Source organism: Actinoplanes rectilineatus, from assembly GCF_000962825.1.
Classification (GTDB): Bacteria; Actinomycetota; Actinomycetes; order Mycobacteriales; family Micromonosporaceae; genus Actinoplanes; species Actinoplanes rectilineatus.
Window position 1 is genome coordinate 1 of sequence record NZ_JZKF01000031.1, and the last position, 13,678, is coordinate 13,678.

The following is a 13,678-nucleotide window of genomic DNA, read 5'->3' on the forward strand; positions in this document are numbered from 1 at the left end:
GGAGAGCTCCAGCACCTTCTTGGCGCGCGGCGTGAACGGGATGTGCCCGCTCGGCGCCTGCTGCCCCTGACCGATGATCTCCTCGACCTGCTGCCGGACTCCCTCGAGGGAGATGCCGAGGCTCTCGAGAGCCTTCGCAGCGACGCCCTCACCCTCGTGGATCAGACCCAGGAGGATGTGTTCTGTCCCGATGTAGTTGTGGTTGAGCATCCGGGCCTCTTCTTGGGCCAGGACGACAACCCGTCGCGCTCGGTCGGTGAACCGCTCGAACATGCCCTCGTGCTCCTCACGTGCCGTGCGCCAATGCTGAGCCTGTCTCAACAGCTGGCGGGGCCAGCGCACGGGCATCGGTGATGCCCGTGCAGTAACTCTATCGCCGCTGAGGGGCTCCGCCGGGCTCTCACTGCCCCTCGAAACGATCCGCAACGTTGATTTAGCCAACTTCGCACGCTCAACGGCTGTTCCCCCACCCGAACGTGTACGCGCTCAGCGAAATCGCCTCAGTCCACAGGCTGTGGACAACTTGCCCCGGGCCTGTGGATAACTTGGGGACAACACCGTGGACAGGGCGTGCGCAAGCGTGAGACGCCGAGAGGGCGTGCCGATCGCAGCAGCCGCTCACGCGGCCGTCACGATCAGCACGCCCTCTCCGCCGAGGCTCCTGGAGCCTGTTTCGAAGCGCGACCACGACCGACGCCGAAGGCGACGGTCCGGCCCGGACGCCGTTCAGGCCCGTCCGGGCCCCTTCTGGTGGAACTCGTCCACGATCTCCTGCGGGATCCGGCCGCGGTCGGAGATCTCCTTGCCCGACTTCTTGGCCCACTCCCGGATCGCCTTGTTCTGCTCGCGGTCGGCGGTCGCCCCGCCACGGCCACGAGCAGCCCGGCCACCGACCACGACGCCGCCGCGGGCGACCTTGGTGCCGGCACTGACGAACTCCTCGAAGACCTCCCGCAATTTCGCGGCGTTCTTCTCCGAGAGATCGATCTCATACTGAATGCCGTCGAGCGCAAACTTCACGGTCTCGTCGGCGTCGCCACCGTCGATGTCATCGACAAGCTTGTGAATGATCTGCTTGGCCACGCGCCGTTATCCTCCCGAACACAGGTTCTCTCTCCCCAGCAATGGGAAGACAATAACGCCAGGGGCGCATCGCCCGTCAATGGCGGGGCAGATAATGACGAGGACTACTCCGCACGGACCAAGGGGAAGAGGATCGTTTCCCGAATGCCGAGGCCGGTGAGCGCCATCAACAGCCGGTCGATTCCCATTCCCATGCCCCCGCTCGGCGGCATCCCGTATTCCATGGCACGCAGGAAATCCTCGTCGAGCTGCATCGCCTCGGCGTCGCCACCGGCCGCGAGCAGGGACTGCGCGACCAGGCGGTCCCGCTGCACGACCGGGTCGACCAGCTCCGAATAGGCGGTGGCCAGCTCGAACCCGGCGACGTAGAGGTCCCACTTCTCGGTGAGGCCACGCGTCTCGCGGTGCGCCGCGGTCAGCGGAGCGGTCTCCTCCGGGTAGTCCCGGACGAACGTCGGCTGCTGCAGGGTGTGCTGGACGAGATGCTCGAACAGCTCCTCGGCGAGCTTGCCGGCGCTCCACTTCGGGTCGACGGAGAGCTGGACCTTCTCCGCGTACTGCTGGAGCCGGGCCAGTTCGGTGTCGATGGTCACCTCCTCGCCGAGCGCCTCGGAGATCGCACCGAACAGGGTGATCTGCGCCCACTCGCCGCCCAGGTCGACCTCGGTGCCGTCGGCGTGGGTGACCACGTGCGAACCGGACACCGCGGTCGCGGCCTCCTGAATCCACTCCCGGACCTGCTGCTGCATGACGTTGTAGTCGGCATACGCCTGATACGCCTCGAGCATGGCGAACTCCGGAGAGTGCGTGGAGTCCATGCCCTCATTACGGAAGTTCCTGTTGATCTCGAAGACCCGCTCGATGCCACCGACCGCGGCCCGCTTCAAAAACAGTTCGGGGGCGATCCGGAGATAAAGATCGGTGTCCAAAGCGTTGCTGTGAGTCACAAACGGCCGGGCCGTCGCGCCACCGTGCAGCAACTGCAACATCGGCGTTTCCACCTCGAGATAATTGCGGCGGAACAGCGACTCGCGGAGGCTGCGGACCACGGTTGCCCGAGTGCGGACGACCTCACGCGCCTGCGGCCGGACGATGAGATCCACATAACGCTGCCGGACCCGGGTCTCCTCGGAAAGCGGCTTGTGCGCGACCGGCAGCGGGCGCAGCGACTTGGCGCTCATCACCCACTGATCGGCGAGGACGGACAGCTCACCACGGCGGCTGGTGATCACCTCACCGGTGATCGCGACCAGGTCACCCAGGTCGACCAGACGCTTCCACGCGTCGAGCGCGTCGGCGCCGACCTTGTCCAGGGACAGCATCGCCTGCAGCTCGGTGCCGTCACCCGCGCGCAGGGTGGCGAAGCAGAGCTTGCCGCCGTTCCGCACGAAGATCACCCGCCCGGTGACCGACACCGTGTCACCGCTGGCGGTGTCGGTGGGCAGCTCGGCGTACTTCTCCCGGATCTCGGCGAGTTCGGCGGTCCGCGGGACGTTGACCGGGTACGGCGACACACCGTCGGCCAGCATCCGGTCGCGCTTCGCCCGGCGGACCCGCATCTGCTCCGGAAGGTCCTCGGCGGGGTCGGTTGCTGGCGTGTTCTGCTCGGTCACGGCTCGACTTCCTGTAGGTACTGGTCAGGGCCTGAGAAAGCCTACTCAGGCCTTCTCAGACGTTCCGCTCATATACCATCCGCAGGCCGATCAGCGTGATCATGGGCTCGTGCGCGGTGATGGTCCGGCACTCCTCCTTGACCAGCCAGGCCAGGCCGCCGGTGGCGATCACCGCACTGACCGGGCCGATCTCCTCGACCATCCGCTCGACGATCCGGTCCACCTGACCGGCGAACCCGAAGTAGAGACCGGACTGCAGACACTCCACGGTGTTCTTGCCGATCACCGAGCGCGGCTTGGTCGGCTCCACCTTGCGCAGCTGCGCGGCGCGGGCCGCGAGCGCGTCGAAGGAGATCTCGATGCCCGGCGCGAAGGCGCCACCGAGGAACTCGCCCTTCGCACTGATCACGTCGAAGTTCGTGGTGGTGCCGAAGTCGACCACGATCGACGGACCGCCGTAGAGGGTGTGCGCGGCGAGTGTGTTGACCACCCGGTCCGCGCCCACCTCCTTCGGGTTGTCGATGGCCAGCTGCACCCCGGTCCGTACACCCGGCTCGACGATCACGTTGGGCAGCCCGCCGTAGTACCGCTGCAGCATGGTGCGCAGGTTGCGCAACGCCGCCGGCACGGTGGAACAGGCCGCCACGCCGGTGATCTCGACCGCGTCGCCGGCCAGCAACCCGCGGATCACCAGACCGAGCTCGTCCGCGGTGGACCGCGCATCGGTCTTGATCCGCCAGTTGTGCACCAGCTTGTCGCCGTCGAACGTCGCCAGCACGGTGTTGGTGTTGCCGATGTCAATGCAGAGCAGCACGGGCGCCCCTCAGAATCACGATCAAGACCCTTATCTTGTACGCGCCACACCTCACACGACCGCACCGGGACCCTCCCCGGATGGCCCCACGGTGTCAGCGCGCCCTGAGGTCCAGGGCGATGTCCAGGATCGGCGAGGAGTGCGTCAGCCCGCCCACCGAGAGATAGTCGACGCCGGTCGCCGCGTACGCCGCCGCGGTCTCCAGTGTCAGGTTGCCGGTGGCCTCCAGCTCGACCCGGCCGCCGATCGCCGCGACCACCTCGGCGAGCCGTTCCGGCGTCATGTTGTCGCAGAGCAGGAAGGTCGCCCCGGCCGCCACCGCCTCCCGCGCCTCGGCGAGCGTGGTCACCTCCACCTGCACCGTCACGTCCGGGAAGCGTTCGCGGACCAGCCGGTACGCCGCCGTGATGCTGCCGGCCGCCAGCTTGTGGTTGTCCTTGATCATGGCGACGTCGTAGAGACCCATGCGCTTGTTGGTGCCGCCACCGACCCGGACCGCGTACTTCTCCAGCACCCGCAGGCCGGGCGTGGTCTTGCGGGTGTCCAGCACGGTCGCCTTGGTGCCGGCCAGCTGATCGGCCCACCGGCGGGTGTGCGTGGCCACCCCGGACATCCGGCTGATCAGGTTCAGCGCGGTGCGCTCGGCGGTCAGCAGGGCCCGCGTCGGACCGGTGATCACGGCGAGCACGTCGCCGCGGCGTACCCGGTCGCCCTCGGTCGCCACCTGCTGGAACGTGGCCGTCCCGGCGGAGGTGACCGCGAAGACCTCGGCCGCGACCGGCAGCCCGGCCACCACGCCGGCGGCGCGGGCCACCAGCTCGGCGGTGTCCACCTGCCCGGCCGGGATGGTCGCCTCGCTGGTCACGTCCCGCGGCGGGTCACCGAGGTCCTCGGCGAGCGCGGTGAACACGATCCGCTCGACGTCGGCAAGGTTGAGTTCCGGCTCGTTCACGCCATCTCCTGGAAGGTCTGCGTCAGGATCCCGTCGGACTGTACGGCGTCCAGCAGGTGACCGCGCCACTCGTCGGCGGCGGTCGGGTGGTCCTCCCGCCAGTGGCAGCCGCGGGTCTCCCGGCGGCTGGTCGCCGAGGCCACCAGGGCGGCCGCGACGGTGAGCAGGTTGGTGACCTCCCACGCCGCGTTGTTCGGGCGGGACCGCTGCTCGGCCAGGCGGGCCAGTTCCTTGGCCGCGCCGGCGAGCGAGTCGGCCGAGCGGAGCACCCCGGCGCCGCGGGTCATCGTGCGCTGCAGGTCGGCACGGATCGCCGGGTCGACGACCCAGGACGGTCCGGCGGGCGCGGGCGCCGGTTCGGCCTGCGGCGGCAGGTCCCGGCCCACGTCGTCGGCGATCCGCTTGGCGAAGACCAGGCCCTCCAGCAGGCTGTTGCTGGCCAGGCGGTTGGCGCCGTGCACGCCGGTGCAGGCCACCTCGCCGCAGGCGTACAGGCCGGGGATGGTGGTGCGGCCGTGCAGGTCGGTGCGGACGCCCCCGGAGGCGTAGTGCGCGGCCGGGGCGACCGGGATCAGGTCGGTGGCCGGGTCGATGCCGGCGGCCCGGGTGGACGCCATGATGGTCGGGAACCGGCCCTCCAGGAACTCCCCGCCCAGGTGCCGGGCATCCAGGTAGACGTGGTCCGCGCCGGTGGCCCGCAACACCCGGTAGATGCCCTTGGCGACCACGTCGCGCGGCGCCAGCTCGGCCTGCTCGTGCTGCCCGACCATGAAGCGCTTGCCGGCCTCGTCGACGAGGTACGCCCCCTCGCCCCGCAGCGCCTCGGAGATCAGCGGACGCTGGGCCGGGCTCAGCCGTGGCGCCGCGGCGGTGCCGGCCGATGCGGTCCCGGTGCCGACGAACGACGTGGGGTGGAACTGGACGAACTCGACGTCGGTCACCTCGGCGCCGGCCCGCAGCGCGAGCGCCACGCCGTCGCCGGTGGAGACGGGCGGGTTCGTCGTCGACGAGTAGATCTGGCCCATCCCACCGGTGGCCAGCACCACGGCCCGGGCCAGGATCGCGCCGACGCCGTCCTCGCTGCCCTCGCCGAGCACGTGCAGGGTCAGCCCGCAGGCCCGGCCGTCGGCGGCCCGCAGCAGGTCCAGCACCAGCGCGTGCTCGACCAGGCGGATCCACGGGTCGCGGCGGACCGCCTCGTGCAGGGCACGCTGCACCTCGGCGCCGGTCGCGTCGCCGCCGGCGTGCACGATCCGGTCCGCGCGGTGCCCGCCCTCGCGGGTCAGCATCAGCGAGCCGTCCGGGTGGCGGTCGAACTCGGCGCCCCGGCGGATCAGCTCACGGATCCGGGCCGGGCCCTCCTCGACGAGGACGCGGACCGCCTCCGGGTCGCACAGCCCGACTCCGGCGATCTCGGTGTCGTACGCGTGCGCCTGCGGGGTGTCCAGCGGATCCAGCACCGCGGCGATCCCGCCCTGCGCCCACCGCGTCGAACCGTCGTCGATGTTCACCTTGGTCACGACGGTCACGTGCAGACCCTGTTCCCGCAGGTGCAGGGCCGCGGTCAGGCCGGCGATGCCGGAACCGACCACCACGACGTCGGTGGTCTCGGTCCAGCCCGGCTCGGCGGCGGCGAGCCGGCGGGGCAGAGCCGGGAGATCCGGTGTTGCTGACATGTGTCTCAGTACACTCTGCCGTCGCTGATGCGTCGCGCCGGGGGCGTCATCAGTGGTAACCGTTACTCGTACTGGACCGGGAGAGCCTTCGTCCCCTTGCCCTTGAGGGAACCGGTCAGTTCGGCGCCGGCCAGCCAGAGGTAGCAGCGCACCGAGTGGTCGCCCTGCGTCCACACCTCGGCGCTGCCGGGCAGCGACACCACGCCGGTGCGATATTGCAGGTCACCGTCGTTCGGTACGCCCACGTACGCGGCCACCATGCCGCGGCAGCCGTCGTGGAACTCGGCCCAGGTGGTGTCGGTCCGCGGGTAGACCGCGTTCACCGACGCGTCCCAGAGGCCGACGAACTCGCCGTTGTGCGGCTGGGCGCAGGACGCCGGCGGCATCGCGGCGATCGCCCCGGCGTTGTTCAGCGCCACCGCGTAGCAGGTCAGCAGGAGCTCCGAACTGCCGCCGACCAGGCTGTGCCGCAGGCTGCCGGCCCGCTGGACCTGGCCGCCGTCGTCCTCGACCGAGTCCAGCTCCACCACTTCGCACCGGAACCAGCGGGCTCCGCCGCGCCAGGCCTCCGGCGACGGGTTGGTGACCCCGATCCACAACCGCGCGGTACGCCACGGGCCGCCCACGTACTCGGTGGTCTCGGCGTCGCAGGTCCGGTACGCCGCCCGCGCCCCGGCGGAGTCCCCGGTCGGCGGGGCCGGCGCCTGCGCGGCGGGCGCGGTGTACTCGCCGACGTGCACGGTCTCGGTCCGGTGCCGGGTGTTGCAGTCGACCTCCTCGTAGGAGGCCCGCGGCCCGGCGCCGGCGAACCCCGAGGAGTGGCAGGTCAGCGAGACCGGCTGGAAGCCGATCGCGGCCGCCATCAGGCCCCAGTCGTCGGTCAGGTCGCCGTCGAGGTCCGCGGCGCTGCCACAGCCCGCGGTGACGAGCAACGAGAGAACGGCCGCGGCGACGAACCCGCGCCGATGACGCCGGCGAAATCGCATGGCTCGCGCCTCCACAGGCCGCTATCCGATTCGCCAACTATAAGTTTTTTGATGCCTTCCCAGGTCCTATTCCCGAAATACCCGATTCCCTGGCCGGAACGGGCGTGGTGACTTCGGGCGCCTACGACGCCACAACTCAACACACCAGAACGGGCGTGGTGACTTCAGGCGCCCACGACACCACAACTCAACACGGCGGGAGGGGAGTCAGGCGACCGGAAGGGTCAGGTCGCCACGGGTCAGGTCGCCGGGCATGCCGGGCACCGCGGCCGCCGGGTCGGCACCCAGCTCGATGATCCGGTTGGCGGCGTCGACGTGCACGACCCGCGGCGCGAAGGTACGAGCCTCGGCGTCGTCCATCTGCCCGTAGGCGATCAGGATGACCAGGTCACCGGGGTGCACCAGGTGGGCGGCGGCACCGTTGATGCCGATCACGCCGCTGCCCCGCTCGCCCGGGATCACGTACGTCTCCAGGCGGGCCCCGTTGGTCACGTCGACGATCGCGACCCGCTCGCCGGGCAGCAGATCGGCCGCCTCCAGCAGGTCCACGTCGACGGTCACCGAACCCACGTAGTGCAGGTCGGCCTGCGTCACCGTGGCGCGGTGGATCTTGGAGGTGAGCATGGTCCGCAGCATCAGGCGTCCTTGGCGATCTCGAGAGGCACATTGTCGATCAGTCGGGTGGCGCCCACCCGGGCGGCCACCAGCAGGCGGGCCGGTCCCTCGGCGGGGACGGCCCCGAGGTCGGGCCCGGTGAGTTCCAGGTAGTCCAGGCGTACCCCCGGCTCCTCCGCCAGGATCCGGTGGGCGACGGCCCGGACCCGGTCGGGGTCACGCTGTCCGGCGCCCGCACGCAGCGCACGGGAGAGCGCCAGCGCGGCGCGGCGCTGGTCCGCCGAGAGGTAACGGTTGCGGCTGGACAGCGCCAGGCCGTCCGGTTCCCGGACCGTCGGCACGCCCACGATCTCGACGCCCATCTCCAGGTCGCGAGCCATCCGGCGGACCAGGGCGAGCTGCTGGAAGTCCTTCTCACCGAAGTACGCGACGTCGGCGGCGGTCAGCATCAGCAGCTTCTGGACGACGGTCAGCATCCCGGAGAAGTGCCCGGGACGGCTCGCGCCCTCCAGGATGTCGCCGAGCGGCCCCGGGTTCATCGTGATCGACGGCGGCCCGTCCGGGTAGACGTCGTCGCGGGACGGCGCGAAGACCGCGCGGACACCCTCCGCCCGGCAGGCCGCCAGGTCGGCGTCGAGGGTCCGCGGGTACTTCTCGAAGTCCTCGCTCGGGCCGAACTGCAGCGGATTGACGAAGATCGTGACGAGCACGTGCTCGGCGCGCGCCCGGGCCACCCGCATCAGCTCGCGGTGCCCCTCGTGCAGCGCGCCCATGGTCATCACCACGGCCACCTCGCCGTCGAGCGATCCGAGCAGCGTGGACAGTTCGTCACGGGTGTGCACGAGGGCGGTCATGAACGGCTCCCGACAGAGGCACGGGCGAGGACGTCGAGCAGGGCCGTCGCATCCTGCGGGCGCAGACGGCCGGAGGCGATGGCCCGGTCCGCGGTGCGGCGGGCCATCGCGAGATAGGCGGGTGCGGCCTCGGAGGGCATCCGGTCCAGATGTTTCGCGACCGTGCCGGCGTCGCCCCGCGAGACCGGGCCGGTCAGCGCCGCGTCGCCCATGGTCAGCGCGTTCTCCAGGGCCGCGGTGAGCAGCGGGGTGAGTACCCGGCCGGGCTCGCCGACGCCCGCCGCACGCAGCAGGTCGGCGGCCTCGTTGACCAGGGTCACCAGGTGGTTCGCGCCGTGGGCGAGGGACGCGTGGTAGAGCGGCCGGGCGTCCTCGGCCACCCACTCGGGCACCCCGCCCAGATCGGCGACCAGCCGGGTGGCGAACGACCGGTCCCGGGCGGTGACACCCCAGGCGATGCCGGGCAGCCGGGCCAGGTCGGCGTCGGTACCGGTGAAGGTCATCGCGGGGTGCAGTGCCACGCCGCGCACGTCGCCCAGGACGGCCAGCCCGTGCGCGCCGGAGGTATGTGCGACCACCTGCCCGGGGCGCAGCGCGCCGGTCCGGGCCAGGCCGGCGACCACGGCCGCCAGGGTGTCGTCCGGCACGGCGAGCAGCAGGAGATCGGAGGCGGCCCGGGCCACCTCGTCGGCGGGCCGGATCGCGGCGTCCGGCAGCAGGCGGGCGGCACGGTCGCGGGAGGCGGCGGACACCGCGGCGGCGGCGACCACGTGGTGGCCCGCCGCGGTCAGGGCCGCGCCCAGTACGGCGCCGACCCGACCGGCGCCGACGACGCCGACGGTCAATGCGTTCATCTGTGGATCCAGTCCTCGTTGGCAGGTACCGGTCGAGCGCCAGTATGCGCCGGGTTTACACGGTCGTAGCAACCACGTGTGAACAAGCGCACCGCCTACCCTGACGCCATGACGGCGATCGGATGGCGGACGGCGACGAGGGCGGCCCTGTACGGCCCGGACGGCTTCTTCGTCCGCCGGCACAGCGGCCCCGCTGATCACTTCCGGACGAGCGTCAACGCCTCCCCGCTCTTCGCCACCGCCGTCGCGGGCCTCGTGCGGCGCCTGGACGAGGCGCTGGGCCGGCCGCGGACCTTCGACCTGGTCGACGTGGGCGCCGGCCGCGGCGAACTGCTCACCGCCCTGCTGAGGCTGCTGCCCGCCGACCTCACCGGCCGGCTGCGACCGGTCGCGGTGGAACTCGCGCCCCGGCCGGACGGGCTGGACCCGGCCGTCCACTGGCGCGCCGACGTGCCGGACACCGTCACCGGACTGCTGATCGCCACCGAATGGCTGGACAACGTGCCGCTCGACGTGGTCGAGACCGACCAGGACGGACGAGCGCGCAAGGTCCTGGTCGACCGGCACACCGGCGCCGAGACCCTGGGCCCGCCCGCCGATCCGGCCGACGAGTTCTGGCTGCGGCGCTGGTGGCCCGGCCCGGGACGGATCGAGATCGGCTGGCCGCGGGACACTGCCTGGGCGGACGCGGTGGCCGCGGTCCGCCGGGGCGCCGCCCTCTGCGTCGACTACGGACACCGGCGCGGCGATCGGCCCGCCCTCGGCAGCCTCACCGGATACCGGGACGGCCGGCAGGTGCCACCGGTGCCGGACGGGACCTGCGACGTGACGGCACACGTCGCCATGGACGCGGTGGCGGTCGCCAGTGGCGTGGCGTACCGGATGATCCGCCAGCGGGAGGCCCTGCGAGCGCTCGGTGTCGACGGCGCCCGGCCACCGTTGGATCTGGCCCGGACCGACCCGGGCGGCTATCTGCGGGCGCTCGCCACCGCCGGCGCGGCCGGGGAACTGACCGACCCCGCCGGGCTGGGCGGCCACTGGTGGCTCTGGCACGGCATCGGCGTGGACGTCCCGCTCGTGCCCCGTGGGACGATGCAGCCGTGACCGACGCTCTGCGGGAGATGACAGTAGGCACCGGGGCCGGGCTGGACACGGCCGACATGGTCCTCAACATCGGGCCGCAACACCCGTCCACCCACGGGGTGCTCCGGCTCAAACTCACCCTGGACGGCGAGCGGGTGGTCACCTGCGAACCGATCGTCGGATACATGCACCGCGGCGCGGAGAAACTCTTCGAGGTCCGCGACTACCGGCAGATCATCATGCTGGCCAACCGGCACGACTGGCTGTCCGCGTTCTCCAACGAGCTGGGCGTGGTCCTCGCCGTCGAACGCCTGATGGGCATCGAGGTGCCGGAACGCGCAACCTGGCTGCGGATGGCGCTGGCCGAGCTGAACCGGGTGCTCAACCACCTGATGTTCCTCGGCTCCTACCCGCTGGAGATCGGCGCGATCACGCCGATGTTCTACGCCTTCCGCGAGCGGGAGACCCTGCAGGCGGTGATGGAGGAGGTCTCCGGCGGCCGGATCCACTACATGTTCAACCGGGTCGGCGGGCTGAAGGAGGAGATACCGGCCGGCTGGACCACCCGGGCCCGGCAGGCGGTGGCCGCGGTCCGCCGGCGGATGCCCGACCTCGACCGGATCATCCACCGCAACGACATCTTCATGGCCCGCACGGTCGGGGTGGGCGTGCTCACGGCGGAACAGGCCGCCGGTTACGGGGCCTCCGGTCCGGTCGCCCGGGCGAGTGGCCTCGATTTCGATGTACGCCGTGACGAGCCGTACCTGTTCTACGACCAGCTCGACCTGCCCGTGGTGACGCGGGAGTCCGGTGACTGCCACGCCCGGTTCTCAGTGCTGCTCGAGCAGACCTACGTATCCCTGGACCTGGTGGACGCCTGCCTCGACCGGGTGGAACGGATCGGTGGGCCGGTCAACGTGCGACTGCCCAAGGTGGTCAAGGCCCCCGAGGGACACACGTACGCGTGGACCGAGAACCCGCTCGGGGTGAACGGGTACTACCTGGTGTCCCGCGGCGAGAAGACGCCGTGGCGGCTCAAGCTGCGGACCGCGTCGTACGCCAACGTGCAGGCGCTGGCGACGCTGATCCCGGGCTGTCTGGTGCCCGACCTGATCGCGATCCTCGGGTCGATGTTCTTCGTCGTCGGCGACATCGACAAGTAGGGTCCGGCACTCGTCCTCGTCACCGGCGCCCGTCCTGGTAACCGCCGTACGTGGCGAAGTCCTCCAACGAGCCGACGTTGGTGTCGTTCGCCGACGGGCGGTGCCGGCGGGCCTTGTACTGCGGGCTGTCGGCGGACAGGTCCTGCGAGTCCTCGTAGCTGTCGTAGCCGCCGTAACCCTGGTCGTAGCCGCTGCCGCCGTACTCGTTGCCAGCGGCGGTCCCGTACTCGGTGTTGGTGCCGTAACCGTTGTCGGCCGGCGTCCCGTAGTCGTTGGCGCCGTTGTACCCGTCCGCCGCGCCGAAGTCGCCGTTGGGGACGTCCGGGCGGCCGTACGTGGGTCCGGGGCGGACCTGGGCGCGGCCGCCGCCGCCCGGTGCCGGGGGTGGTGGCACGGCCGCGGCGGCACGCGGCCGGGGCGCCCCGTTCGGCATCGGCGGAACCGGTGCGGCGCCACCCATCGGGGCAGCGGCCGGACCCGGACCCATCTGACCCGGGCCCATCGGGGCGGCGCCCACGGAGGCGGATCCGACCGGGCCGGAGCGGGCCCCCGACACCGAACCGGTCGAGCCGCCGGGGCCGCCCGGACCGGACGGGCCGTTCACCGAGGCGGTCGCGCGGCCGGACGGGGCCGCCGCGGCACGCGGGCGGGGCACCGGGCCGGAGGCGCCGGTCTGCGGTGACGCGGACGGCGAGACCGGGCGGGCGGTGCCGACCGGAACCGAGGCGCGGCCGCCGGTGGGCCGGCCCGGCTGGGATGGGCGCTGCTGCGGCGGGGCGGGCTGGTGGTACTCCTCGTCGTAGCCGGGCTGGGCCGGGTAGCCGCTCTGGTCGGGGTAGCTCTGGTTCTCGTAGCCCTGGTCGCCGTAGCCGGGCTGGTTCTCGTAACCGCCGCCGGCGTAGCCCTGCTGGTCGTAACCGTCCTGCTGGTACCCGTCCTGCTGATGACCGGCGGCGTCGTAACCGTCCGGCCCGTACGTGTTCGGGGCCGGGTAGCCGCCCTGGTCGTCGTAGCCGTTCGGGGCCTCGTAGCCGTTCGGGGCGTCGTAACCGTTGTGGTCGTCGTACCCGGGCTCGGCGTGGTAGCCGGTCTGCTGCTGGCCGGCGTAGTTCTGGCCGTCCTCGTAGCCGACGGTGGCGTCGTGGTACCCGCCGTCCGGTCCGTAGCCGTTCTGCTGCGGGCCCTGCGGACCACCGCTCTGCTGGGCCGGCGCCTGCCCCTGACCGCCCGGTCCTGGTCGGCCGGGGACCGCACGGCCGTTCGCCGGGGCGAATCCGCCGGGACCCTGCTGGGCCGGCTGGCCCTGCTGTCCCGGACCGTGGGGACCCGGGTTCGGGCCGTTGCCGCCGCCGTAGACGGCCGGCGTCACCGGACCGGAGTCGAAGTCGGGCTCGTATCCGGGCTGGTGCACGAAATCGGTCTGCCCGCCGAACTCGTTCTGCGGGAACTCGTTCGGGGCGGCGAAGTCGTTCTGCGGGGCGAATCCGGGATCCTGCTGCGGCGGGGGCGCCACCTGTGCCCGGCCACCCGGGCCACCGGCCGGTTTGCGGGGTGTCAACGGCGGACGGGGCGCCTCGGGCACCGGCAGGGCGGCGATCGCGGCGCCGAGCTCCGCGCGCATCTCGGCGCGCAGCGATTTCGCCTCCTCGGCGAACTGGTCCTCGACGTCCATCCGCTGCAGCACCGGATCGGCGCGGATCAGCACCGAAGCTCCGAGGAGCACCACGCTGGCGGCGATCAGCACCACGCCGAAGCGGGTCGAACCGATCAACACCACGGCGGCCGCGAGCGGGGCGAGCACCACACTCGCCCAGACGAGGCCACGGAGCAGCTTCGCGCTGTGTCCCGCTTGGGGGTCCCGTTCCGGCATGGGCGCAGATGTTACCGAGGGTGGGTCCACAACAAAACGGGCGAGCGGCGACACATCCCCGGCCTACCCGGTGACGGCCCCGCCGGGTCGGTGTCGATCATTGCCGAACGGAGTG

The 13,678-nt window shown here is 71.6% G+C and carries 13 protein-coding genes; 2 read left to right on the top strand and 11 right to left on the bottom strand.

All coding sequences use genetic code 11. The features are described 5' to 3' along the window. The 10 genes from WH85_RS23080 to WH85_RS23125 all read right to left on the bottom strand — a co-directional run. Positions 1-273 (bottom strand): Clp protease N-terminal domain-containing protein (locus tag WH85_RS23080; protein WP_281179075.1); only part of this gene is annotated, 273 nt, incomplete at its 3' end. Positions 274-726: 453 nt separating this feature from the next. Continuing rightward, entirely contained in the window at positions 727-1,083 is a 357-nt protein-coding gene (locus tag WH85_RS23085) for a histone-like nucleoid-structuring protein Lsr2 (protein WP_045744059.1), read from the bottom strand. A gap of 104 nt (positions 1,084-1,187) precedes the next feature. After that, positions 1,188-2,696 (bottom strand): lysine--tRNA ligase, encoded by a 1,509-nt coding sequence (gene lysS, locus WH85_RS23090; RefSeq protein ID WP_045744060.1) that lies wholly within the window; start codon positions 2,694-2,696, stop codon positions 1,188-1,190. Positions 2,697-2,751: 55 nt separating this feature from the next. Further along, complete coding sequence (locus WH85_RS23095) at positions 2,752-3,510, bottom strand: type III pantothenate kinase (protein ID WP_045744061.1); 759 nt, start codon at positions 3,508-3,510, stop codon at positions 2,752-2,754. Positions 3,511-3,604: 94 nt separating this feature from the next. Next, positions 3,605-4,462: a carboxylating nicotinate-nucleotide diphosphorylase gene (gene nadC, locus WH85_RS23100; protein WP_045744062.1), complete on the bottom strand. Its 858-nt coding sequence runs from the start codon at positions 4,460-4,462 to the stop codon at positions 3,605-3,607. Next, on the bottom strand, positions 4,459-6,138 hold the full coding sequence (locus WH85_RS23105; RefSeq protein WP_045744063.1) for an L-aspartate oxidase: 1,680 nt from the start codon (positions 6,136-6,138) through the stop codon (positions 4,459-4,461). The genes nadC and WH85_RS23105 overlap by 4 nt, the downstream gene beginning before the upstream one ends. 62 nt (positions 6,139-6,200) lie before the next feature. Then, on the bottom strand, positions 6,201-7,124 hold the full coding sequence (locus tag WH85_RS23110) for a septum formation family protein (RefSeq protein ID WP_045744064.1): 924 nt from the start codon (positions 7,122-7,124) through the stop codon (positions 6,201-6,203). 207 nt (positions 7,125-7,331) lie between these two features. Then, positions 7,332-7,760, bottom strand: coding sequence for an aspartate 1-decarboxylase (gene panD / locus WH85_RS23115; protein ID WP_045744065.1), 429 nt, complete (start codon positions 7,758-7,760; stop codon positions 7,332-7,334). Continuing rightward, positions 7,760-8,593 (bottom strand): pantoate--beta-alanine ligase, encoded by an 834-nt coding sequence (gene panC / locus WH85_RS23120; RefSeq protein ID WP_045744066.1) that lies wholly within the window; start codon positions 8,591-8,593, stop codon positions 7,760-7,762. Before panC ends, panD begins: the two co-directional genes overlap by 1 nt. Further along, on the bottom strand, positions 8,590-9,447 hold the full coding sequence (locus WH85_RS23125) for a Rossmann-like and DUF2520 domain-containing protein (RefSeq protein WP_045744067.1): 858 nt from the start codon (positions 9,445-9,447) through the stop codon (positions 8,590-8,592). The genes panC and WH85_RS23125 overlap by 4 nt, the downstream gene beginning before the upstream one ends. 108 nt (positions 9,448-9,555) lie before the next feature. Here WH85_RS23125 and WH85_RS23130 point away from each other — a divergent pair, with 108 nt between their 5' ends. Both WH85_RS23130 and WH85_RS23135 read left to right on the top strand, forming a co-directional pair. After that, positions 9,556-10,551 (top strand): SAM-dependent methyltransferase, encoded by a 996-nt coding sequence (locus WH85_RS23130; RefSeq protein ID WP_045744068.1) that lies wholly within the window; start codon positions 9,556-9,558, stop codon positions 10,549-10,551. 17 nt (positions 10,552-10,568) lie between these two features. Beyond that, a complete protein-coding gene (locus WH85_RS23135) occupies positions 10,569-11,693 on the top strand; it encodes an NADH-quinone oxidoreductase subunit D (RefSeq protein WP_045744119.1) in 1,125 nt (374 codons plus the stop codon). Between the two features lie 19 nt (positions 11,694-11,712). Here WH85_RS23135 and WH85_RS53770 read toward each other — a convergent pair whose 3' ends face one another. Beyond that, positions 11,713-13,563, bottom strand: coding sequence for a hypothetical protein (locus tag WH85_RS53770; protein WP_045744069.1), 1,851 nt, complete (start codon positions 13,561-13,563; stop codon positions 11,713-11,715). Positions 13,564-13,678 lie beyond the last annotated feature (115 nt).

Bases quoted from the DNA above. Each gene is read 5' to 3' on its own strand.
- WH85_RS23105 (WP_045744063.1), bottom strand. From the start codon at position 6,138: ATGTCAGCAACACCGGATCTCCCGGCTCTGCCCCGCCGGCTCGCCGCC.
- WH85_RS23110 (WP_045744064.1), bottom strand. From the start codon at position 7,124: ATGCGATTTCGCCGGCGTCATCGGCGCGGGTTCGTCGCCGCGGCCGTT.
- panD (WP_045744065.1), bottom strand. From the start codon at position 7,760: ATGCTGCGGACCATGCTCACCTCCAAGATCCACCGCGCCACGGTGACG.
- panC (WP_045744066.1), bottom strand. From the start codon at position 8,593: ATGACCGCCCTCGTGCACACCCGTGACGAACTGTCCACGCTGCTCGGA.
- WH85_RS23125 (WP_045744067.1), bottom strand. From the start codon at position 9,447: ATGAACGCATTGACCGTCGGCGTCGTCGGCGCCGGTCGGGTCGGCGCC.
- WH85_RS23130 (WP_045744068.1), top strand. From the start codon at position 9,556: ATGACGGCGATCGGATGGCGGACGGCGACGAGGGCGGCCCTGTACGGC.
- WH85_RS23135 (WP_045744119.1), top strand. From the start codon at position 10,569: ATGACAGTAGGCACCGGGGCCGGGCTGGACACGGCCGACATGGTCCTC.
- WH85_RS53770 (WP_045744069.1), bottom strand. From the start codon at position 13,563: ATGCCGGAACGGGACCCCCAAGCGGGACACAGCGCGAAGCTGCTCCGT.